The organism is Monashia sp. NPDC004114 (assembly GCF_053603855.1).
Map to the genome: position 1 here is coordinate 151,625 of NZ_JBSGGK010000001.1, position 19,680 is coordinate 171,304.

Annotated in this window: 24 protein-coding genes; 3 read left to right on the top strand and 21 right to left on the bottom strand. The window is 69.4% G+C overall.

The genetic code is table 11. From position 1 onward, the window contains the following. Positions 1–13 precede the first annotated feature (13 nt). The gene (locus tag ACWEOW_RS00575; RefSeq protein ID WP_452267197.1) at positions 14–430 is read left to right on the top strand and encodes a hypothetical protein; all 417 of its coding nucleotides are present in this window, start codon (positions 14–16) and stop codon (positions 428–430) included. 108 nt (positions 431–538) lie between these two features. On the opposite strand, the gene ACWEOW_RS00580 is transcribed toward ACWEOW_RS00575, so the two are convergent. From ACWEOW_RS00580 to ACWEOW_RS00615, 8 genes are all read right to left on the bottom strand, one after another. After that, a complete protein-coding gene (locus tag ACWEOW_RS00580) occupies positions 539–1,360 on the bottom strand; it encodes an alpha/beta fold hydrolase (protein ID WP_452267198.1) in 822 nt (273 codons plus the stop codon). After that, a complete protein-coding gene (locus ACWEOW_RS00585) occupies positions 1,357–2,811 on the bottom strand; it encodes an aldehyde dehydrogenase (RefSeq protein ID WP_452267199.1) in 1,455 nt (484 codons plus the stop codon). The genes ACWEOW_RS00580 and ACWEOW_RS00585 overlap by 4 nt, the downstream gene beginning before the upstream one ends. Before the next feature lie 27 nt (positions 2,812–2,838). Next, positions 2,839–3,054 carry a 2-hydroxymuconate tautomerase gene (locus ACWEOW_RS00590; RefSeq protein ID WP_452267200.1) on the bottom strand — a complete coding sequence of 72 codons (216 nt, stop codon included), beginning with the start codon at positions 3,052–3,054 and terminating at the stop codon, positions 2,839–2,841. A 2-nt stretch (positions 3,055–3,056) separates the two neighbouring features. After that, a complete protein-coding gene (locus ACWEOW_RS00595; RefSeq protein ID WP_452267201.1) occupies positions 3,057–3,863 on the bottom strand; it encodes a 2-keto-4-pentenoate hydratase in 807 nt (268 codons plus the stop codon). Continuing rightward, positions 3,863–5,011 (bottom strand): 4-hydroxy-2-oxovalerate aldolase, encoded by a 1,149-nt coding sequence (dmpG, locus tag ACWEOW_RS00600; protein ID WP_452267202.1) that lies wholly within the window; start codon positions 5,009–5,011, stop codon positions 3,863–3,865. The genes ACWEOW_RS00595 and dmpG overlap by 1 nt, the downstream gene beginning before the upstream one ends. Before the next feature lie 3 nt (positions 5,012–5,014). Beyond that, positions 5,015–6,037 carry an acetaldehyde dehydrogenase (acetylating) gene (locus ACWEOW_RS00605; protein WP_452267203.1) on the bottom strand — a complete coding sequence of 341 codons (1,023 nt, stop codon included), beginning with the start codon at positions 6,035–6,037 and terminating at the stop codon, positions 5,015–5,017. A 4-nt stretch (positions 6,038–6,041) separates the two neighbouring features. Further along, positions 6,042–6,845, bottom strand: a complete 804-nt coding sequence (locus ACWEOW_RS00610) for a 2-keto-4-pentenoate hydratase (protein ID WP_452267204.1) — start codon at positions 6,843–6,845, stop codon at positions 6,042–6,044. Positions 6,846–6,998: 153 nt separating this feature from the next. After that, complete coding sequence (locus tag ACWEOW_RS00615; RefSeq protein WP_452267205.1) at positions 6,999–7,808, bottom strand: IclR family transcriptional regulator; 810 nt, start codon at positions 7,806–7,808, stop codon at positions 6,999–7,001. A 64-nt stretch (positions 7,809–7,872) separates the two neighbouring features. Here ACWEOW_RS00615 and ACWEOW_RS00620 point away from each other — a divergent pair, with 64 nt between their 5' ends. Beyond that, positions 7,873–8,661: an IclR family transcriptional regulator gene (locus ACWEOW_RS00620; protein ID WP_452267206.1), complete on the top strand. Its 789-nt coding sequence runs from the start codon at positions 7,873–7,875 to the stop codon at positions 8,659–8,661. A gap of 152 nt (positions 8,662–8,813) precedes the next feature. On the opposite strand, the gene ACWEOW_RS00625 is transcribed toward ACWEOW_RS00620, so the two are convergent. The 9 genes from ACWEOW_RS00625 to ACWEOW_RS00665 form a co-directional block, all read right to left on the bottom strand. Next, the gene (locus ACWEOW_RS00625) at positions 8,814–9,893 is read right to left on the bottom strand and encodes a 2Fe-2S iron-sulfur cluster-binding protein (protein ID WP_452267207.1); all 1,080 of its coding nucleotides are present in this window, start codon (positions 9,891–9,893) and stop codon (positions 8,814–8,816) included. A gap of 123 nt (positions 9,894–10,016) precedes the next feature. Next, positions 10,017–10,343, bottom strand: a complete 327-nt coding sequence (locus ACWEOW_RS00630) for a phenol hydroxylase subunit P4 (protein ID WP_452267208.1) — start codon at positions 10,341–10,343, stop codon at positions 10,017–10,019. Positions 10,344–10,355: 12 nt separating this feature from the next. Beyond that, on the bottom strand, positions 10,356–11,903 hold the full coding sequence (locus tag ACWEOW_RS00635; RefSeq protein ID WP_452267209.1) for a YHS domain-containing protein: 1,548 nt from the start codon (positions 11,901–11,903) through the stop codon (positions 10,356–10,358). Between the two features lie 25 nt (positions 11,904–11,928). Then, complete coding sequence (locus tag ACWEOW_RS00640; RefSeq protein WP_452267210.1) at positions 11,929–12,267, bottom strand: MmoB/DmpM family protein; 339 nt, start codon at positions 12,265–12,267, stop codon at positions 11,929–11,931. 1 nt (position 12,268) lies between these two features. Beyond that, entirely contained in the window at positions 12,269–13,276 is a 1,008-nt protein-coding gene (locus tag ACWEOW_RS00645) for a hypothetical protein (RefSeq protein WP_452267211.1), read from the bottom strand. 150 nt (positions 13,277–13,426) lie between these two features. Then, on the bottom strand, positions 13,427–13,870 hold the full coding sequence (locus ACWEOW_RS00650; protein WP_452267212.1) for a hypothetical protein: 444 nt from the start codon (positions 13,868–13,870) through the stop codon (positions 13,427–13,429). Between the two features lie 70 nt (positions 13,871–13,940). Beyond that, positions 13,941–14,390, bottom strand: coding sequence for a GlcG/HbpS family heme-binding protein (locus tag ACWEOW_RS00655; protein WP_452267213.1), 450 nt, complete (start codon positions 14,388–14,390; stop codon positions 13,941–13,943). After that, positions 14,387–15,304 carry a catechol 2,3-dioxygenase gene (locus ACWEOW_RS00660; RefSeq protein ID WP_452267214.1) on the bottom strand — a complete coding sequence of 306 codons (918 nt, stop codon included), beginning with the start codon at positions 15,302–15,304 and terminating at the stop codon, positions 14,387–14,389. Before ACWEOW_RS00660 ends, ACWEOW_RS00655 begins: the two co-directional genes overlap by 4 nt. A gap of 2 nt (positions 15,305–15,306) precedes the next feature. Beyond that, the gene (locus ACWEOW_RS00665) at positions 15,307–15,678 is read right to left on the bottom strand and encodes a 2Fe-2S iron-sulfur cluster-binding protein (RefSeq protein WP_452267215.1); all 372 of its coding nucleotides are present in this window, start codon (positions 15,676–15,678) and stop codon (positions 15,307–15,309) included. A 319-nt stretch (positions 15,679–15,997) separates the two neighbouring features. Here ACWEOW_RS00665 and ACWEOW_RS00670 point away from each other — a divergent pair, with 319 nt between their 5' ends. Next, the gene (locus ACWEOW_RS00670) at positions 15,998–16,300 is read left to right on the top strand and encodes a hypothetical protein (RefSeq protein ID WP_452267216.1); all 303 of its coding nucleotides are present in this window, start codon (positions 15,998–16,000) and stop codon (positions 16,298–16,300) included. Between the two features lie 78 nt (positions 16,301–16,378). Here the strand turns inward: ACWEOW_RS00670 and ACWEOW_RS00675 are convergent, their stop codons facing one another. The 4 genes from ACWEOW_RS00675 to ACWEOW_RS00690 all read right to left on the bottom strand — a co-directional run bounded on the left by ACWEOW_RS00675 (position 16,379) and on the right by ACWEOW_RS00690 (position 19,680). Continuing rightward, positions 16,379–16,813 carry a flavin reductase family protein gene (locus ACWEOW_RS00675; protein ID WP_452267217.1) on the bottom strand — a complete coding sequence of 145 codons (435 nt, stop codon included), beginning with the start codon at positions 16,811–16,813 and terminating at the stop codon, positions 16,379–16,381. A gap of 71 nt (positions 16,814–16,884) precedes the next feature. Beyond that, entirely contained in the window at positions 16,885–17,358 is a 474-nt protein-coding gene (locus ACWEOW_RS00680) for an aromatase/cyclase (RefSeq protein ID WP_452267218.1), read from the bottom strand. A 4-nt stretch (positions 17,359–17,362) separates the two neighbouring features. Further along, positions 17,363–18,625, bottom strand: coding sequence for an aspartate aminotransferase family protein (locus tag ACWEOW_RS00685; RefSeq protein WP_452267219.1), 1,263 nt, complete (start codon positions 18,623–18,625; stop codon positions 17,363–17,365). Then, positions 18,622–19,680, bottom strand: a complete 1,059-nt coding sequence (locus ACWEOW_RS00690; RefSeq protein WP_452267220.1) for an SDR family oxidoreductase — start codon at positions 19,678–19,680, stop codon at positions 18,622–18,624. Before ACWEOW_RS00690 ends, ACWEOW_RS00685 begins: the two co-directional genes overlap by 4 nt.

Consider the following 19,680-nt stretch of genomic DNA (forward strand, 5'->3'; position numbering starts at 1 on the left):
CCGACGAGGGCCCGTGCGCCGCTGGATTCGCGCCCGGCCCGCCGACGTCATCGACCTGTTTGTCTACGTCGTCGTCCTGAACCTGGCGATCGAGTACCTCCCATCGGTGATCAGCGAAAGCTTCACACTCTCGCTGCTCACGGCGGGTCTCCTCAAGATCGCATTGGAGCTGGTGCTCCTGCTCAAGTGCCGCATCATCACGATGTTTCGCGCAGCGAGCACCCCGGCAGGAAAGGCCTCAGCGGCCGTGGCCTTATGGGTGGTCGCCGCTGGCAGCAAGCTGGTTGTGCTCAAGGTGGTCGACGTCGTCTTCGGCGACGCTGTGAGCCTGGGAGGCTTCGTGCCCGTGACGTTGCTCGTCATCGCTCTCCTCATGTCCCGCGCGGCTGTTCGGCGGCTGCTGTATGACACGCCAGCGAGAGAGATCTGACGAGACCGGCTCGGTGTACGTCTGGTCGCGTGCCGACGTCTGCGCGTGCTCGACGTCGGCGCCGACGATGTTCGGCGAGGTGCACCAGCCGCAGCATGAGCCGACGAGTCAGGCGATGAAACGAGTGAGCAGCGAGTTGAAGTCGGCGGCCTTCTCGATCTGGGTCCAGTGGCCGCACCGGCCGAACACGTGCAGCTGAACGTCGTCGATGAGTCGCACCAGCTCGAGCGACGTCTCGAGCGGGATGACCTGGTCGTCGCGACCGTGGATGAGCAGGGTCGGCGCACTGATCGCCCTCAGCTGCTCGGCCGGAAGAGCCATGGCGTCCACCCAACGCTGGCGGGGCGCAGGGAACATCGTCGCGAAACGGGCGTCGGCCCCGTCGGCGACCGCCGCCGCATAACGGTCGCGCGCCAGGTCATCGCTGACAAGCGAGGTGTCATAGGCAAAGGCCCCGAGCAGCTCGCGCATCGCATCGACAGAGGGCTGGAACCCCCAGACCGACTCCAGCCCTTCGGTGATGGCGAACGGCACGCCGACGGAACCCATGAGGACGAGTCGCTCCACCCTGCTGGGATGTGCGCTGGCGAGCCGCAGCGCGACCGCGCCGCCGAACGAGTTCCCTACGACACTGGCACGGTTGATGCCGAGGGTGTCGAGGAGTGCGACAGCGTGTGCCACCCATGACTCCATGGAGTACTCATGGCCCTCAGAGGGCACCGTGCGCCCGAAACCGAGCTGGTCCGCAGCCACGACACGATGGCCCGCCTCGACGAGGGCCGGGATCGTGAGGCGCCAGTTGGCGGCCGCGCTGACGCCCGGGCCTGAGCCGTGGAGCAGGAGGACGGCGGGCCCCGAGCCCAGGTCGTGGACCCACGTCGGAGTGCCGGCGATGTCGACGACGTGCCCGCCGGAGGCGTTGGCGCTCACCCTCGCGCGTCTCGGTCGATCTGGATGACGACGGCCTTGGGCTCGGTGAAGAACTCCCGGCTGAAGGTGCCACCCTCGCGACCGACGCCCGAGTCGCCGACGCCGCCGAAGGGAGCGCGCAGGTCACGGATGAAGAAGCAGTTCACCCAGACGGTCCCGGCCTTGAGGTTCGAGGCGACGCGGTGCGCCCGCGAGAGGTTCTCGGTGAAGAGCATCGCGTTGAGGCCGTACGCGGTGTCGTTCGCGAGGCGTACGACCTCCGCCTCCGTCTCGAACCGGTTGACCACGACGACCGGGCCGAAGATCTCCTGGCAGTACTGCGTCGCCGTCAGCGGCAGGTCCGTGACGATCGTCGGGCGCACGAGCCACGATCCGTCGCCCATGAGGCCGCCGGTGAGGATCTTGCCACCCTGCTCCTCGACGGTCTCCACGTACGAAGCCACCTTGCGGTAGTGCTCCTGCGAAGCGAGGCACGAGAACTGCGTCTCCGGCGCGAACGGGTCGCCGATGACGAGCGCCTCGGCTGCGTCCCTGAACCGAGCGACGAACTGCTCGTAGACCGCCGACTGGACGAACAGGCGCGAGCCGGCGAGGCAGACCTGCCCGGCGTTGCGGAAGATCGACTCGACCGCCCAGTGGACGGCGTTGTCGAGGTCGGCGTCCTCGAAGACGACGTTGGCGCCCTTGCCGCCGAGCTCGAGGCTCACGGGCGTGAGGTTCTGGGCTGCCGCCGACATGATGATGCGGCCCGTGCCGGACTCCCCCGTGAACGTGACCCGGTCGACCCGAGGGTCGCCCGTCAGCGACGAGCCGGCCGGCTCTCCGAAACCGTTCAGGACGTTGAGGACCCCCGGTGGGAACCCGGCCTCGACCGCGAGGCGCCCGAGCATGACGACGGAGGCGGGCGTGTCCTCCGCGGGCTTGATGATGCAGGTGTTGCCCCACGCGATCGCCGGAGCGATCTTCCACGTGGCCATCATGAGCGGGAAGTTCCACGGGGAGATCGCGGCGACGACCCCGGCCGGGCCGAACTCGGTGTAGGCGTGGTGGCCGCTGTCCATAGGCATCACCTCGCCGACGTGGTCGCGCTGGTGGTCGGCGAAGAACCGGAAGTTCCAGACCGAGCGAGCGACGTCGTGCCTGGCCTGGGCGAGCGGCTTGCCCATGTCGGTGGAGTCGGCGCTCGCGAGCTCCTCGGCATGCTCCTCCATGAGGTCGGCGAGCCGGTGGATGAGCCGGGCCCGCTCGGTGCGGCCCATTCGCGGCCACGGCCCCTCGTCAAAGGCCCGGCGGGCGCTGGCGATCGCGCGGTCCGCGTCGGCTGCGGAGGCCTCCGCGACCTCGGCCCACTTCTGGCGGGTCCATGGGTTGACGGTGTCGAAGCGTCTGCCGTCGAGGCTCTCGACCTCTTCGTTGTCGATGATGTGCCCGAAGTAGGGATAGCTGCTCATGGTGGTCACCTTGGGATCACGTGCGGTTCAGGACGAGGACTGGGTATGCCGGGCGGCGACGCGCTCGGCGATCGTGACGTCCCCGGCCGCGAAGTGGGTGGTCGGCACCTCGCGCACGACGACGCGGACGCTCTCGACAGGGGCGTCAACGCTCTCGACGACCGCATGGGTGACCGCGGAGATGAGAGTGCGCAGCTGCTCCGGGGTGCGCCCCTGCGTGAGCGTGATCTCGACAATGGGCACCGTCAGTCACCTCCGTTGAGGAAGACCGACCCGAGATGGGTGAAGTGCATCGCCACCGAGGTCCCCGGCGGTGCGTAGACCGCATCGGTCATCCCGCCGGTGAGCACGATCCAGCCCGGTTCGATGGCGTGGCCCCGGCGCGCCAGGTCGTTGGCAGCGAGTGCGAGGGCCTCCCCCGGATGGCCCTGCACTGCTGCCCCCGTCGCGGAGTCGACGACGACACCGTCGACCTCGACGAGAACGGCCTCCAGCCCAAGGTCGAGCTGCGCGGGCGGCAGCCCGATCGGCCCGGTGACGAAGGCACCCGAGGAGGCGTTGTCGGCCACGACGTCTCCGGCGGTGAACCGGAAGTCGCGGTAGCGCGAGTCGATGAGCTCGGCCCCACCCCAGACGCTCTCGACCGCGGCCATGGCCCGGGCACAGGTCACACCGGGCCCCTCGAGCCGGTCGCCCATGACGAAGACGATCTCCGGCTCGACCCGCGGGTGGATGAGCCGCGACTGCGGGACGGCATCCCCGACGGGGAGCACCATCGCGTCGGTGAGCCAGGCGACGAACGGGACGTGGACGCCCATCCGCTGCTGCTTCGCGCGGCTCGTCAGGCCGAGCTTGACGCCGATCAGCTGCTCGCCGCGATCACGTCGCTTCTCGAGGTTGAGGTCCTGGATGCGATAGCCCGTGTCGAGGTCGAGCCCGGGCCATTCGTCGGTGAAGGGCTCGCGCTCGCGCCGCTCGTCCTCGCAGGCGAGCAGTTCTGCTGCGACGGACTCGATGTCCCAGCCCCGTTCGGGCATGGTTCCGGTCGACATCACGCCACCCCCAGCCCGGCGAGGTCGCCCATCGCGAGCTCGCGCTCTCGCTCCTCGCGCAGCTCGAGGGCAATGTCGATGATCATGTCCTCCTGGCCGCCGACGTAGCCGGCCTCGCCGACCCGCTGGAGGATCGCGTGCGCGGGGACGCCGTATCGGTCGGACGCGCGTTCGGCGTGCAGGAGGAAGGACGAGTAGACCCCGGCATACCCCTGGGTGATGGACGCACGGTCCATCCACGGCAGTCGCGGGATGAAGGGGCGCACGACCTCCTCGGCGGCCGAGAGCACCTCGCCGAGGTCGACGCCGGTCCGGATGCCCAGGCGCTCGAACGTCGCCGCGAGCACCTCCGTCGGGCTGTTGCCGGCGCCGGCGCCGAGGGCGCAGAGCGCCCCGTCGATCTGCCGGGCACCCGCCTGGTACGCGAGCACGGAGTTCGCGATGCCCATGCTGAGGTTCTGGTGCCCGTGGAAGCCGACCTGGGCCTGACCCCCGACCTCCTCGATGACCGCCGCGATCCGCGCCTGCGCCGTGTCGAGGACCAGGGCACCCGCGGAGTCCACGACGTAGACACACTGCGCGCCCGCGTCGACCATGATCCGGGCCTGCCTCGCGAGCTCCTGGGGCGCAACCTTGTGCGAGAGCATGAGGAACCCGACGGTCTCCATGCCGAGGGCGCGCGCTGCCCCGAAGTGCTGGATCGAGACATCGGCCTCGGTGCAGTGCGTGGCGATCCGGGCCACCGAAGCGCCGACCGCGTGGGCCTTCCTGAGATGGTGCACTGTGCCGAGTCCGGGGAGCATCAGCACGGCGATCTTCGCCTGCGTCGCCTCGTCCACGGCCGCCGCGATGAGGTCGAGCTCGTCGACCGTCGAGAAGCCGTAGTTGAAGCTGGAGCCGCCGAGGCCGTCGCCGTGCGAGACCTCGATGACCTGCACGCCGGCGCGGTCGAGCGCGTGCACGACGCCGCGCACCTGGCCCTCCGTGAACTTGTGCTGCATCGCGTGTGAGCCGTCCCGCAGGGTCGAGTCGGTGATGCGGACGTCACGCTCGCCGCCGGCGCCCGGAGTGCGAGCGAGCACGTCCGAGTCGCTCAGCTGCTCGGACACGACGGGCGCGTCCTCCGGACGGATGGTCATGTCACCCATGGGTCAGACTCCTGCCTTGACGTCGGCGGCGGCGGTTCTGGTGGAGCCCGCGGACGTGCGATCGGCGGCCAGCTCGCCGAGGTCGGCCGAGGACTTCCACGTCGATGCGACGCCGAGGCGGTGGGCGACCATGAGATCACCGACCCGGGCCGCGGCGGCTGTGATGATGTCGAGGTTGCCGGCATAGTCGGGCAGGTAGTCCCCGCGGCCCTTGACCTCGAGGGGGACGAACACGCGGGCCTGGCCACGCCACGTCTCGCGCGGCGCGTCGAACTGGACGTCCGCCCGAAGGTGGTAGCCGGGGACGTACTCCCTCACGGTCTCGACCATCCGGTGGATGGACTCCAGGACGGCATCCTGAAGGCTCCCCGGCTCCGCAGCCTCCTCGGGGATGGCACAGAAGACGGTGTTGCGCATCATGAGCGGAGGCTCGACGGGGTTGAGGATGATGATCGCCTTGCCGCGCTGGGCGCCGCCGACCACCTCGAGGGCTGCGGAGGTGGTCTCGGTGAACTCATCGATGTTGGCGCGCGTCCCCGGCCCGGCCGACCTCGACGAGATCGACGCGACGATCTCGGCATACGGCACGGGCACCACGCTTGAAACCGCCTTGACGATCGGCGTCGTCGCCTGCCCGCCGCAGGTGATCAGGTTGACGTTCGTCGCGTCGAGATTGAACTCGAGGTTGACGGGCGGGCAGATGTACGGTCCGACGGCGGCCGGCGTCAGGTCGACCGCGAGGATGCCGGCCTCGGCGTAGCGGGGCGCGTTGACCTCGTGGGCCTTCGCCGACGTGCACTCGAAGACGATGTCGGGCAGCTCGTCCTGTGCCAGCAGCCAGTCGACCCCCTCGTGCGACGCCTCCAGCCCGAGCGAGGCGGCTCGTCGCAGGCCGTCCGATGCGGGGTCGACGCCGATCATCCAGCGCGGCTCGATGAGCTCGCTGCGCCTCATCAGCTTGAACATCAGGTCGGTGCCGATGTTGCCCGGCCCGACGATCGCCGCCATGCCCTTGGTCCTGGCCATGTGGTTACTCCTTGTCGGAGGGATTGGTCTGGAAGCGCGCTGTCACCGAGCCGAGGCCGGCGAAGGTGGCCGTGAACGTGTCACCGGGCGCCACGGGGACCATCGCGCACACCGAACCGGGCAGGACGACGTGGCCCGCCTCGAGGCTGATGCCGCGGGCACCCACCGTGTTGGCGAGCCAGACGAGCGCGTTGAGCGGAGATCCCAGGACGGCGCCACCGGCTCCGGTTCCTACGACCCGCCCGTTGCGGTGGAACGTCGCGCCGGCCAGGCGCAGGTCGACGGCACGGATGTCCGTCGGCGTCGACCCGAGGACCACAGCACCGGACGAGGCGTTGTCCGCGACGGTGTCGAGCAGGCCGATCTTCCAGTCCCGGATACGCGAGTCGACGAGCTCGAGCGCGGGCAGGACGAAGTCGACGGCCGCGAGCGCCTCGTGGACCGTCACCCCGGGCCCCCGCAGCGCACGCTTCAGCACGAAGGCGACCTCGGGCTCGATGCGTGGCTGGAGGAACCGGTCGACCGGGATCGGCTGGTGCTCGAGATGGAAGAAGTCGTCGAGGAGGTGGCCGTAGTCGGGCTCGGTCACGCCGAGCAGCTTCTGCATGGCGGCCGAGGTCAGGCCGACCTTGTGGCCCTTGACGACCCGGCCGGCCGAGGTCAGCTCGTCGATCTGCAGCAGCTGGATCGCGTAAGCGTCCTCCAGCGTCATCTCGGGATAGGTCGTCGTCAGCGGGGCAATCGGCTCCCGTGTCTCGTATGCCGCGAGCAGTTCGCTCGCCGCCCGGGAACGCGCAGCGTCGTCCACCTGTGGATCCCTTCGATCTGCTTGCGGCGCAACGGTCGCCGGGCCCGGGATGCGGGCATCACACCCGCTGTCCGATGCCCACCGTAGGTGGGAGGCCCGGCATACGTCGTGGCCCGTTCCGCTCCCGGGAACGGCGCCGCGGCAGGCGCAAGGTCAGCGGCCGACGCTCTTGCTGATCCGGCGCGAGGCCGCGGTGAGGAGGGGGACGAGCTGGCCGACGGCCGGCTTGACCTGGTCCGTCGGCCCGAAGACAGACAGCGACGCGATGGCGCGACCGCGGTTCATGACAGGGACTGCGACCGACGACGCTCCGTCGAAGGACTCGCCGTGCGACTCGGCGTAGCACTGGGCGCGGGCGGTCTCGACGACGGCGGCCCAGTCCTGGGCGGTCCGGACGGTGTTGCCCAGCCGCGGGGGGAAGCCCGCCGTGACCCGGGCGGCGTATGCCTTCGGGTCGAACGCGGCGATGACCTTCCCGGAGCTCGTGCAGTGGGAGGGCAGGCGACGCCCGACGTGGCCGAGGATGCGGACGCCGTCGCGGTTCTCGATCCGCTCGACGAACACGACGTCGGCGCCCTCGGCCACGGAGAAGTTCACCGTCAGCCCGGTGCTGTACGCAACCTGGCGCAGGGTCGGCAAGGCCGCGTGGCGCACCTCGTTCCGGGCAAGGGCGAGCTCGCCCAGCTCGTAGAGATGGATGCCGAGCCGGTAGGCCCCCGTGTGCGGATCCTGCTCGACGAAGCCGCGTGACACGAGCGTCTGGAGCAGCCGGTGTGCGGTCGACTTGGCCACCCCGAGCTTGCGAGCGATGTCGGAGACGCCGAGCTCGCCGTCCGTGGCGAAGCACTCGAGCACGTCGAGGGCCGAGCCGACGGACTTCAGCCCAGAGCCGAGGTGGGCGTCCTGCGCGGCGGCAGGTTTGCGCGGGGTGGTGGCGCACCAGGCGTGATCAACGATCGTCATCGACCGGCCTCTCATCCGACAGGGTTGACCTGACAGTGACGCGGCGATGCCGTTCAATCAATGCATGCGTTCCACTGATCGGGACGTCGTGAGCGAGATCACCACGGTCGCCGGACCGTCCGGTGTGCTCGAACGCACGCTCGCGATCCTCGAGGCCTTCGACGCTCGCGTGACGAACCTCGGGCTTGGCGAGCTCTCGCGTCGGACCGGCATGCCCAAGTCGACCGTCCACCGGATGGCGGCCCAGCTGTGCCGCGAGCGCCTGCTCGAGCGCCTCGACGACGGCAGCTACCGACTTGGGCTTCGCCTGTTCGAGATCGGCGAGCGGGTGCCGATGCACAGGTCCCTGTCGCAGGCGGCGCTGCCGATCATGGAGGACCTGCGCGAGGCCACCCGACAGCGGATCCACCTAGCCGTCCTCGAAGGCGTCGACGTCGTCTACGTCGAGATCCTCGGCGCGAACCTCGCGTCGGTCGGCTCACGCACGGGCGGCCGGTTCCCGGCGCACGCGACGGGAGTTGGCAAGGCACTGCTCGCCTACTCCCCCGCCGCCGTCGTCCGGACCCGGATCGAGGCCGGGCTGCCGCGGCTGACCGCGCGCACGATCACGACGCCGGGCGCCCTGCAGCGCGAGCTGAGGGACATCCGTTCCAAAGGCTTCGCCCAGGACCGGGAGGAGTCGCACGTCGGCATCTCGTGCGTCGCGGCGCCGGTGTTCGGCAGTGACGCCAAGGTACGGGCGGCCCTGTCGGTCACCGGCCGGACGACCTCGATCGACCCCGTCCGCCTCGGGCCAGCGGTGCTCACGGCCGCACACGCCCTGACGCGCGCCCTCAAGGGGAGCCACCTCTGAGCCATTACATGGGCTCGCTCCGCCCGTCCGGACCCCCGAATCGGCGCCGCGGCCCCCAAATGGATGGGGAACCGCCCGTCCGGACCCCCGAATCCGCGCCGCGGCCCCCAAATGGATGGGGAACCGCCAGCGCGGACCTGGCCAGCGACGAGTCAGCGTTTGATGAGGGGGCTGCGCAGCCCACCCGAGGCCTTGTCGGACTCGTCGAAGAAGTCTTCACGGTAGATGTCGCGCGGAAACAGTCGTCTGGACATCAGGGTCTTCAGCGCGGCCTCCACCATGGGGGGCGGTCCGCAGAGGTAGCCGGCTCCGCCGCTCAGGGTGGCGTGGTCTCCGGCGATGACGTCGGTGACGAGCCCGTAGCCGTAGCGGTCCGCGTCCTCACCGACGTCGAGCGCGGTCTCCTCCGACAGGCATGGCCGATACGTGAACCGCGACGGGTGCTCCGCCTCGAGGCGTCGGAACTCCTCGACGTCGTAGAGCCACTCCCGCGACCGGCCGCCCTGGTAGAGCGTGATGTGCCCTGCATACGCGCCGTTCTCGAGGGCATGCCGGATCATCGACTTGATCGGGGCCAGGCCCGTGCCGCCGGCGACGAGCACCGCGTCGCGGTCGTCGCCGACCTTGAGGACGAACCGGCCGTACGGCCCCGACAGGCGGATCGTGTCGCCCACGCTCATCGTCGAGAACACCCACCCGTCGGACGCGAGACCCCCCGGGGTCCGCCTGATGTGGAACTCGAGCACGCAGGGCTCCGTCGGCGGGCTGGCAATGGAGTACGTGCGGTCGGCGCCGCTGCCCGGCACCTCGAACTTCAGGTACTGGCCGGCATTGAACGCCATCGGCCGGTCGAGCCGGACGAGCAGGCGGCGCGTGTCCGTAGCGATCTCGTCGAGCGCGACGACGGTGCCCGTGAAGTCCTGGACCGGGTGCACCTCGATGTCCTCGTCGACGTCGATGTCGGCCTCGATGGTGACGTCCGATCGGGGCTTGGCGCAGCAGGCGAGCATCCGGCCCTCATCGCGCTCGAAGTCCATGAGAGCGAACGAGCTGGCGTCTCCGTGGTCGACGTCGCCCTCGACGATGTCGCACTTGCAGGTCGCACACGTGCCGTGGGTGCACGAGTGCGGGAGCCAGACTCCGTTGCGCAGACAGGCGTCGAGGATCGTCTGGTCCTCGCGGCAGGCGATCTCGCGACCGAGCGGCTCCACGGTGATCGTGAAGGTATCCATGGCCGGACTCCTCGAGCGGGTTGGGTCGGTGGGCAGGGTGGATGGAGCGACCGAGGTCGCGAGGGAACAGCCAGGGGTATGCCGGGTGGCGGGCCACCCGGCATACCCTCGCCGCAGACCTGGCTAGGCCAGAACCCTCGTGCCGATGACGTCCTTGTGGACGACGCCGATCTCGGCGAGGGTCTGCTCGTCGCGTGGCCTCAGCTCGGCGCCGTGCAGGGTCCAGGCGCGCGCTGCCGCCGGGTCGAAGTCGGGGTCCTCCTCGGCGAACGGGACGACGAGCTGGGACCAGAAGTCACCCCACGTCATCGACATCGGCGCGCGGAAGCACGCCGCGGCGCAGAACCACGGGTTGTCTTGGAACCACACGTGGACCAGCTGGTCGTCGCCGTACAGCTCCTGCCGGGACCGCGACGGGAAGTCGTACGTGCCGATGCTCTTGACTGCCATGTCCTTCTCCTCTCAGGCCTCGGAGCCGAGGCGGTCCTCGGCGCGGTCTGCGGCTACGTGCCATCGATGCCAGTTGACGTCGTCGCGGGAGCCGTAGTGCTCGCCTCCGTCGCCCTCCTCGATGCCGTACCAGGCCAGCACGTCGGGGACCGTCGGACCTCCGCAGCTGCCCTGGTAGATCTGGTGCACGGGCAGCCACGCCTGGACGTACTTCTCCGGCTCGCGCTCGAAGATCCACTGGCAGCCGTCGGAGCACATCTGGAACTTCTCGCCCCGGTACTCGCTCTCGCGTTGGCAGATGGTCGTCGGGTCGCCCGGTTCGGTGAAGCCCATGGGGATCTGGCAGACCTGGCACAGCTGCGGCAGGCCGCGGACGAAGTGGCGTCCGCCTGCGACGTTGTTCCGCTTCTCCTTGTCCCACAACGGCCGGTAGTAGCGGTCGAAGGTGTCGGGGTAGGTGCTGGACAGCCACTGCAGGTGCTCGTCGTCCGGCACGCTCGTCGTGAACGAGGCGGCGTGCGAGAACTGGTAGAGGATCCAGTAGACCTGGTGCGACAGGATCTCCTTCTCCGCGATGGCGTCGTCAACATGCTTGGGCGGGCGGATGCCGTAGAAGGCAAGGTCCTCGAACAGACCCTGCATCATCTGCTGCTCGAAGTAGAGCTCGAAGGCCTCCTTCCAGGACATGACCTTGCGCGGAAGCATGTAGTCGAGCATCTGCGCCACGAGGCCGGTCACCCGGTAGCCCCGCCAGAACCACTTGTCGATCCACGCCTGCACGATCGGGACGTTCTTCTCGTCCTGCTCCAGCAGGAACTTGATCGCCTCGAGCCCGAGAGTCATGTGTCGCGACTCGTCGGACTGGGCGGAGAACCCGAACGTCATGGTCGGCAGGTCGCCGTTGAAGCTCGCACCCGACATGAACGGCACGAACAGCAGGTTCGTCAGCAGGTACTCGAAGGAGAACCCGATGGCGATGAGGAACTCGAACGGGCCGGAAGACAACGCGTCGTCGAAGAACGACTTCGGCACCGAGAGGTACCAGACCCGGTCGTGCATCTGCAGGTAGTTGTGGAACCCGCTGTAGTACTTGTTGTAGTTCGACAGCGTGTGGACCTCGGTCTGCAGGTGCCGGATCTCGTCGATCGACTGGCATAGCGCCGCGAAGCGGGGCCCGGGGCCGGCCAGGTGGCGGGCCAGGTAGGCGAAGTTGCGGTGGGCCTGGTACTCCAGCGGCGCGACGCCCTGCAGGAACAGCTTCATCGCGTTGAGGTACGACGCGTCCGTCAGGGACAGGTGGCCCTGGCCCTGGGCGAAGCCGTCGAGCACGGCATACAGCCGCTTGTCCTTCTCCGCCTGGTACTTGCAGTACGCGTCGACGGTGAGCCGGAACGGGTCCTCCCACTTACTCCAGTCGTGGATGGTGATCCCCTCGAACGTGAGGTACGGGAACATCTCCTCGCTGGAGACGTAGCTCGGCTCCCAGTCGAGATCACGGGTGAGCGCCTCATACCGCTGCTTCATCGACAGCTTGCGCGGCGCCTTGGGGGCGATGGTCATGGTCGTCTCCTTGTCGACGCTCTGCTCAGTGGTCCCAGGCGATGACGATCTCGTCGTCGTCCCAGTCCTTGATGTGGCCGAAGTAGGAGACGATCGCCATCTGGAACTCGTGCGTCTCCCAGTCCCGCCCGAGGCGGCCCTCGACCGTCGTCCGGTTGACGACGAGGCGCCCGGGTGCGGTGATCCGAACGAGGCCGGGCAGGTGCTGCACGGCGCAGTCCGGGTTGTCCGCCTCGATCGCCTCGACGACCGCGCGGTTCGCTTCCGACTCCTGGATGTCCACTCCGACTTGGCGCCGGGTGGCCGGCGTCGTCGGGGGAACGGCGGGCGTCCCCGTGCTCGTGGGGGTGCTGGTCTCGGTCATCTCAGGCCTCCGTGGGTGCGGGGTGGGCGGCTCGGACCTCGTCGCCGAGCCGCGCCAGCGTGTTCGAGCAGCTGCTCCCGACCAGCAGGTCGGCGCGAGCAGCAAGCGGGCGCAGAGCGGTCACGGCGCGGTCGACGGCGTTCGAGACCGTCGCGGCCAGCACGCGGGCGTTGTCCGCGCCGTGCTCGGGATCGCTCGTCCAGGCGCGGTAGAGCGCGTCGAGCCACCGGCGCTGGTCGGCGAACCACTCCGTGAGGTGCTGCGCGGCCAGGCTGAACGCCGGCGCCCCACCGGTGATCGCCACGTCGTCGAGGTGGGCGAAGAGCGTCCGGTAGAGAAGCGTGTCGGTGACGTCGAGGGCGACCAGTGCCAGACCCCAGTCCTGCTCGACGATGGTCTCCTCGACCAGTCGGCGCAGCTCTTGGAGGGTCTCGCTGTCGAGCCACAGCCGCTTCGCGTCCTCGAGAAGGCCGGCGGTGCCGCCGTCGAGCGCGATGCCGAGCCGGCTGATGAGCTGGGCGTTCCCGATCCGGTCGAAGGCGGCGTACGCCGCACACTGGGTGATCGACGTGCCGAACCCGAAGCGCGCCGCGGCCGTCGACACGAGCTGCGCGCCCGACTCGTAGTGGCGCAGCGGGATGACGAGCTCGGTCATGAGCTCCCGCCAGGCCTCGGGCAACCGATCCAGCAGGCCCCGGCTCTCGATGTAGCCGAGCGTCGCGCCGAAGGCCTCGGACATCGCCGCGCGGGAGGTGACGTAGGGCGCGTAGTAGAACTGGCGCGGGTCGGTGAACGAGTACGGGTCCGTGAGGCGCAGTACGGTGAACGCCTCGTCGTAGATCTCCACGGACGGCTTCCACAACGGCCGATAGTGGAAGTTCTCCTTCGCCTGGATGTCGATCGTCCCCTCCTCGTAGCGCGAGGCGGGTCGGTCGCCGTACCGCGCGACGAGGTGGTCGAAGGTCTTGCGCTGCGGTTCGATGACCTGCGTGCGCAGCTCGTACTGCACGTCGGTCTCCTTTGCTTGGTGTTCGACGAGTCGGACGCGGGCGCGCCGGCTGGTTCCGGTCCGCGTTCAGGGGCAGGCCGGCATGGAGGTCTGGCGCCGCCGCCGATGACCTCCCCTGAGGTGGTGACCGCTCGGGTGAGCGGGCGGCGCTCAGGCCGCGGGGTGGTGCGTGGCGTCCGACTCCACGAGGAGCCGAACGAGCAGATCGGGCAGTGCGTCGGGGCCATCCAGCTCCCGGGGAACCTCTGACTCGAAGCCGTCCCCGACGAGCCGTGCGTATGCCGTCCCGTCCTCGAACGTTGTCGACACCCGGACGGCGCGGCCGCGGTAGGTGACGTTGAAGGCGAGCTCGCTGGGCAGCGTCTCATCGAACAAGGTGAGGTGGTCGTCACGCGGTGCGAGTGTCGAGGACAGGACGGCGTTGGCCTCGCAGACCAGCTGCTCGGCGAGTGAGCGGATGGCGACCTGGCGGTCGGCCCCCGTGCTCGTCGCGATGCGCTGGCTGATGCGGGTGGCCGGCATCGGCGCGACGGGCTCGACGTCGGCCTCCCGCGCGCCGGCGAGGTCGGCGACCTGGAGCATGAACGGCGTCATCGGCGTTCCTTGTCTCGTGTGGTTCTGGTGTGGATCTGCTTATGCGGTTCGATGGGCCTGTGGGACAGGACTAGTCAGCGGAGGCGAGGGCCGTTGCGCCGGCTTCGGCGATCTCGCGGTCCTGCTCTGCGGTGCCTCCGGAGACGCCGACCGCGCCGACCACCACCCCGTCGACGGTGACGGGGACGCCGCCGCCGAAGACGACGAGGCGGTCCCGATGGACGATGCCCTCGCGCAACGCGGGCTCGTGCTCGATGAGCGTGAAGAGGTCATGGGTGGCCACGCCGTTGAACGCCGCAACGGTCCACGCCTTGTCCTGGGCGATCCCGGAGGAGAGCAGGGCGGCCCCGTCCATGCGGGCGAAAGCGAGCAGTGCTCCCGCCGGGTCGGTGACAGCGACGTTCACCGGCACCTCGAGCGCCGCCGCGCGGTCGAGGGCGGCGTCGAGCGCCGCACGCGCTCCGGCATACGTCATCGTCGGCTGGACCCGCACCCGCGCGGCGGTCGCGACGGTGGTCATGTCGAGACGGTGGTGAAGCGCTCGTTGAGCTCGCGCGCGTGGTAGAAGATGCCCTTGGCGATCTGGTCCGGGGTCCACTTGACGGTGGGCCGGTCGGGGTAGGCGAGGTAGCCGCCCGCGAAGACCTCGTTGCGGTTGCCCGAGGGGTCGAAGAAGTAGATCGTCTGGCCGCGGGTGATGCCGTGGCGCGTCGGGCCGATGTCGATCGGCACGTCGTCCATCGCGAAGAGGTCACCGGCGTGGCCGACCTCGGACCAGTCCTGGAGCTTGAACGCCACGTGGTGCAGCTTGCCCTGCGGGCCCTCCAGGACGGCGAGCTGGTGGATCTGGTTGTTGCTCGTCATCCACGTCGCGATGTAGTGGGCGTCCTTGTCGTCGAGGTCGGTCTGTACGCGCTCGGTCGCGAAGAAGCCGAAGACCTCGCGCAGCATGTTCTCCATGAGGCGGACGTCGTCGGCCAGGATCAGCGAGTGGTCGAGGCCCGGCACACCGACGCCGACGAGGTGACGCGGGAACGCCTCCGGGTTGTGGGTTCCGACCTCGGTGCCGATGAGGGTCTGCGAGTGGTAGACCTCGAACACGTGGTCGGACGGTGCCGTGAACCGTATGCCGTCGCTGACCTCGGGGTTCTCACCGGCGGACATCCGCTCCATCGTCAGTCCGAAGGCCTTCCCCTTCATCTCGATCACGTCGAGGTCCTCCGGCCTCTCGACCTTGAACCCGAACTTGACGAGGCCGACCCCGCCTTCCTCGATGACGAGCGAGTGGTGGTCCCACTCGTCCCAGCCCTTGTAGTAGACCCGACCGTCCTGCTCCAGGGTCTCGTAGAGGCCGAGCGTGTTGGCGTAGTGGTGCTTCGCCTCGGCAAGGTCCGTGACCCGCACATGGGCGTAGCCCATCCTCAAGATTCCCACTGTTACTCCTTCGTGATGGTGCCGGCTGCCAGGGCCTCGGCGCGGAGCCGGGCCTTCTCGTTGATCTGGCGCAGGAACGGGTTGACGAGGCGCACACACTCGGCGCGCAGCTCGATGGTGAGATCTGACTCCGGAACCGCCCGGCAGCTCAGACAGGTGCCGTCGCTGCGCTCAGACACCGAGATGACGGAGTCTGCGACGGGCCGGTTGTAGGTGAAGGACCCCTCGTGGACGTCCACCTTGCAGATGGCACAGCCACCGCGCTTGCAGCCCACGGTGTACGCGTATCCCGCGTTGAAGAGCCCGCCGAGCACGGTCTCGCCCGGCTCGAGGTGGATGACCTCGCCCGTCGGGTTGATCGTCAATGTCGGCACCGGCGCTCCTTTGCGGACAGTCCGTGCGGCACTGCTGATGCCGCCTGGATACGAGAGTCACCTCCGGCGGGCCCCGACGGCAGCGGCGTTCCTCACTCCGGAACGCCCGACCACCCCCGTGGCGGCCGATGTGGAGGCGCGCGGGCGCAATGGTCATGAACGCCCTCGAGCACACTGGTCGCGGGGCGGAGTGGCGCGAGGCCTGACAGGCCTTCAGAGATGGGCCTTGCTACGCTCGCGGAGAGGCCGGCCACGAACGGCGCCGGCCTCTCAGGCGATCCAGGGCGGCGGCGCGATGAGCGGTAGTGGCACGCGATCAATGACATTTCAGGCGACGTTGCCTGAGGTCTTCTCGGCGCTCCAGGAGGCGGCCCGGCGCACAGGTTTCCAGTACCTGTCCGGTGACGTGAGCAAGGGCACCGCGGTGTTCACCTCGGGGAGGTTCTTGCTGGGCTTCGGCGAGAAGGTCACTGCCCAGATCAAGGAAGTCGCCCCGGGGACCGTTCAGGTGACGCTGTCCTCGGACCCGAAGTTCGGCGTCGCAGGCTGGTCGGGTCGCCACGGTGCGAGTGCGGAGCGTATGACCGAGGCGCTGAGCGGGCTACTTCCACACATCGGATAGGCGATCCGCGGTCGGGCACCGTTCCGTGGCGGCCTACCGATCGTGCTGGCCCGGCGATGGCTGAACCGGCTGTCCGAGCTAGCCGGCCAGCTCGGCGAACGCCTGGTCGTGCCAGAGCAGCGGCCGGCCGACTCCGATGTGCGTGGCAGCGACCGCACCGATGACCAGGGTGTGGTCGCCGTGGGCGTGCTCCGCCTCGAGCAGGCAGACCGTCCAGGCGAGCACGTCGGTCAAGACGGGGACACCAAGGACGGTTCGCACGGTCCGGTCGCCGACCTGGCGGTCATCCTGTGCGGCGAACCGCAGGGCCAGGTCGCGCTGGTCCTCACGAAGCAGGTGCACGCCGAAAGCGCGCCGGGAGCGGATCGCCGCCAGGGTCCGCGACCTGTTGCCTACCGACACGAGCAACAGAGCGGGCCGCAGCGACACCGAGGTGACGGACGAGGCGGTCATCCCGGTCAGTGGAGCGGCAGGGCCGTCACCACGGGCCGTGACCACGCTCACCCCGGCCACCAGTCGACGGTAGAGGCTCAGCGACCTGGTCAGCCCTGGGCCGCCCTCGTCCGCGAGCTCGGCGCCCCACATCACGGCCCCGACAGGCCTGGCGCCGACACGCTCTCGGCGACCTCGCCGAGCAGGCCCTGCACGATCAGCCGGATGTTGCTGCGCAGCGTGCTCTCTGCGATCGGGTTGAGAATCGCCTCGAGACTCGCGATACCGAGGTCGAACGCTGCGTCGAAGACGACGACGGTGCCACCGTTCGCTGCCGGGCTGATCCGCCACTGCCCGCTGAAGCTGTGGAAGTCGCCCTCGAGCTGAGTGAAGGTGATCGTGGTGGCGACCGGGTCGAGCACATCGCGTTCGGTCCACTGCAGCAGGCCGCTACGGAAGGCGACCGTCCAGCGGGACACGACGGAGCCGTCGGCCTCGGGCTCCTCGACGACGACGTGTCGAACCGTCTCGACCAGGCTCGGGTAGCGGGCGAAATCGCTGAGCCGCGCGTAGGCCTGTCGATGGTCGACATCCGGGGCGTGCAGGTGGATCGCGACGTTGGGCATGGGTCTACCTTTCGGTTCCGAGCGCAGCCATTGCCGCACCGAAAGCTGTGAGGAAGTGCCCGATCTCGCGGTGATCGAGTATTGCGGGAGGGGTGAAGCGGAGCACCCGAGAGGAATTGAGCGAGTGGCAGGAGATGACACCGCGCTCCAGCAGCTGCACGGCCAGCTCGCCCACCGAGCCAGGGTTGGAGAACTCGAGACCGATGAGCAGCCCGCGCCCGCGGACTTCGACGAGGTCGGCGGGTCGCAGCCGCCCGCAGATCGTCCGGATGCCCTCCAGAAGCTCGGCGCCGACCTGTTCCGCGCGCCCGACGATGTCCTCGTCGTGGATGGCCGCGATGGTCGCCAGCGCGGCGGAGCATGCCAGCGGCGAGCCGGCGAACGTGGACGTGTGCAGGTACGGGTCTTTCGCGAACGGTGCGTACGCCCGCTCCGTTGCGACGATGGCTGCGATCGGCACGACCCCGCCCGACAGGCCCTTGCCCACCAGCAGGATGTCTGGCACGACCTGCTCGGGTTCGACTCCCCACCAGGTGCCGAGCCGGCCCATGCCGGTCTGGATCTCGTCGACGATGAGGAGGGCGTCGGCCGTCTGGCAGAGCTCGGCTACCGCGCGGAGGTAGCCGGGGGGTGGGATCACCACGCCGCCCTCGCCCTGGATCGGCTCGAGGATGACGACGGCCCGCTCCGGAGCCGACGCGAGCGCCGCGGCCATCTGGCCGATGTCGCCGTAGGCGACGTCGGTGACGCCCGGGAGCAGCGGGCGGAAGGGCTGCTGGTAGACGGGGTTCGCGGTGACACTGAGCGCCCCGAGGGTCTTGCCGTGGAAGCCGGACGTCGCGGTGATGACCGACCTGCAGCCGTGGATCCGGGCGAGCTTCAGAGCCGCCTCGGTAGCCTCGGCTCCGGAGTTGACGAAGTGGACGAGGTCCAGGCCCTCAGGGGTCGTCGCCGCCAGGGCGGCCGCGGCCGCGGCCGTGACCGGCTCGAGGAAGGTGCGGCTGGCCAGCGGGTGGCGGTCGAGCTGCTCGTGCACCGCACTGATCACGAGGGGGTGCCGGTGACCGAGGATGAACACCCCGTAGCCGCCGAAGTCCAGGTACCGGCGGCCGTCCGCGGCCTCGATCCAGGCGCCGGACGACCCGACCTCGACCACCCCGCCGAGGAACTGCCCGACCGCGGCGCGGCCGGCGCCCAGGTGACGGCGGTACGTGGCCAGCAGGCCGCCCGTGACGTCCACACCCGGAAGACCCGAAGTGAGCGTCATGACGCCAGCACGGGCTCGTCCGCGCCATCGTCGAGGGCAGACCGCAGACCCTTGGCGTCGGCCCAGAAGCCCAGGGACAGGTCGAAGGCGCTCTGCAGCCGGTGTCGGGTCACCGCGGCGCCGAACCCCAGCCCGGGTAGGGATGTCGGCAGTGCAGCCGGCATCTGGAAGAGCCAGGTCATCTCGAGGAGCTCGGCGAACATCTGCTGCAGCTCGGCACTGATCGCTCCGGACATGAGTGGCAGCAACAGCCGGTTCACCGCCTCGGCGGGGATGAAGCGCGGTGCCGCCGGGCTGAGCCCGAGCTCGTGCCCGAGCCGCAGCGAGCTGCCCACGATGTCCCCCGCCGTCATCGCGGTCGAGCCGGCGGTCAGCCAGACCTCGCCTTCGGTATGCCGTTCGCGGACCAACACACCGATCGCGGCGGCGAGGACGTCCAGCGGGACGGTGTCGACGAGTGCGTCCTCGTCGCAGGCGATCAGGGGCACCATGCCTTGGGCGATCAGCCCGGCCACGCGGTGCAGCCCTTGGAAGGCAGCAATGTGGCCGTCGTGCGAGTCGCCGATCACCAGCGAGGGCCGGACGATGACCGTGGGAACGGCGCTGTCACGGGTGGCCTGCTCAGCCTCGGCCTTGGAGGCGATGTAGGCGCGTGCGCTGGCGAACTGACCCTTGGCACCGCCAGGAGGGTTCGCGACGAACGCGGTGCTGACGTAGACCATGGGCGCTTCCGCGCGTTCGGCCAACGCCAGCATCGTCCGGGTGCCGGTGAGGTTGGTCTCCCTGATCGCCTCCGCGCTCGCCTTCCAGTTCGTTGCTGCCCCAGCGTGGACCACCAGGTCCACCCTGGCGGTCAGCCGGTGGTAGTCGTGCGCCGTCAGACCGAGCTGCGGCTCGTCCAGAGAGCCGGTGAGCTGGTAGACCCGCGGGTCGGCAAGGTCCCGGCGGTGGCGCAGGCAGACAATCCGATGGTCTGGGCTGAGCTCGTCGATCAGGGCCCGGCCGACGACCCCGGAGGCCCCGGTGAGCAGGACGGTCGGATGCTCGATTCGCAT

What these genes read in the sequence shown, in the direction of transcription:
- ACWEOW_RS00680 (WP_452267218.1), bottom strand. Translation starts at nt 17,358, where the DNA reads ATGCCCAACGTCGCGATCCACCTGCACGCCCCGGATGTCGACCATCGA.
- ACWEOW_RS00670 (WP_452267216.1), top strand. Translation starts at nt 15,998, where the DNA reads ATGACATTTCAGGCGACGTTGCCTGAGGTCTTCTCGGCGCTCCAGGAG.
- ACWEOW_RS00585 (WP_452267199.1), bottom strand. Translation starts at nt 2,811, where the DNA reads ATGAGCAGCTATCCCTACTTCGGGCACATCATCGACAACGAAGAGGTC.
- ACWEOW_RS00620 (WP_452267206.1), top strand. Translation starts at nt 7,873, where the DNA reads ATGCGTTCCACTGATCGGGACGTCGTGAGCGAGATCACCACGGTCGCC.
- ACWEOW_RS00625 (WP_452267207.1), bottom strand. Translation starts at nt 9,893, where the DNA reads ATGGATACCTTCACGATCACCGTGGAGCCGCTCGGTCGCGAGATCGCC.
- ACWEOW_RS00655 (WP_452267213.1), bottom strand. Translation starts at nt 14,390, where the DNA reads ATGACCACCGTCGCGACCGCCGCGCGGGTGCGGGTCCAGCCGACGATG.
- ACWEOW_RS00605 (WP_452267203.1), bottom strand. Translation starts at nt 6,037, where the DNA reads ATGGCCAGGACCAAGGGCATGGCGGCGATCGTCGGGCCGGGCAACATC.
- ACWEOW_RS00690 (WP_452267220.1), bottom strand. Translation starts at nt 19,680, where the DNA reads ATGCGAATCGAGCATCCGACCGTCCTGCTCACCGGGGCCTCCGGGGTC.
- ACWEOW_RS00650 (WP_452267212.1), bottom strand. Translation starts at nt 13,870, where the DNA reads ATGACGCCGTTCATGCTCCAGGTCGCCGACCTCGCCGGCGCGCGGGAG.
- ACWEOW_RS00615 (WP_452267205.1), bottom strand. Translation starts at nt 7,808, where the DNA reads ATGACGATCGTTGATCACGCCTGGTGCGCCACCACCCCGCGCAAACCT.
- dmpG (WP_452267202.1), bottom strand. Translation starts at nt 5,011, where the DNA reads ATGGGTGACATGACCATCCGTCCGGAGGACGCGCCCGTCGTGTCCGAG.
- ACWEOW_RS00630 (WP_452267208.1), bottom strand. Translation starts at nt 10,343, where the DNA reads ATGGCAGTCAAGAGCATCGGCACGTACGACTTCCCGTCGCGGTCCCGG.
- ACWEOW_RS00640 (WP_452267210.1), bottom strand. Translation starts at nt 12,267, where the DNA reads ATGACCGAGACCAGCACCCCCACGAGCACGGGGACGCCCGCCGTTCCC.
- ACWEOW_RS00685 (WP_452267219.1), bottom strand. Translation starts at nt 18,625, where the DNA reads ATGACGCTCACTTCGGGTCTTCCGGGTGTGGACGTCACGGGCGGCCTG.
- ACWEOW_RS00635 (WP_452267209.1), bottom strand. Translation starts at nt 11,903, where the DNA reads ATGACCATCGCCCCCAAGGCGCCGCGCAAGCTGTCGATGAAGCAGCGG.
- ACWEOW_RS00595 (WP_452267201.1), bottom strand. Translation starts at nt 3,863, where the DNA reads ATGTCGACCGGAACCATGCCCGAACGGGGCTGGGACATCGAGTCCGTC.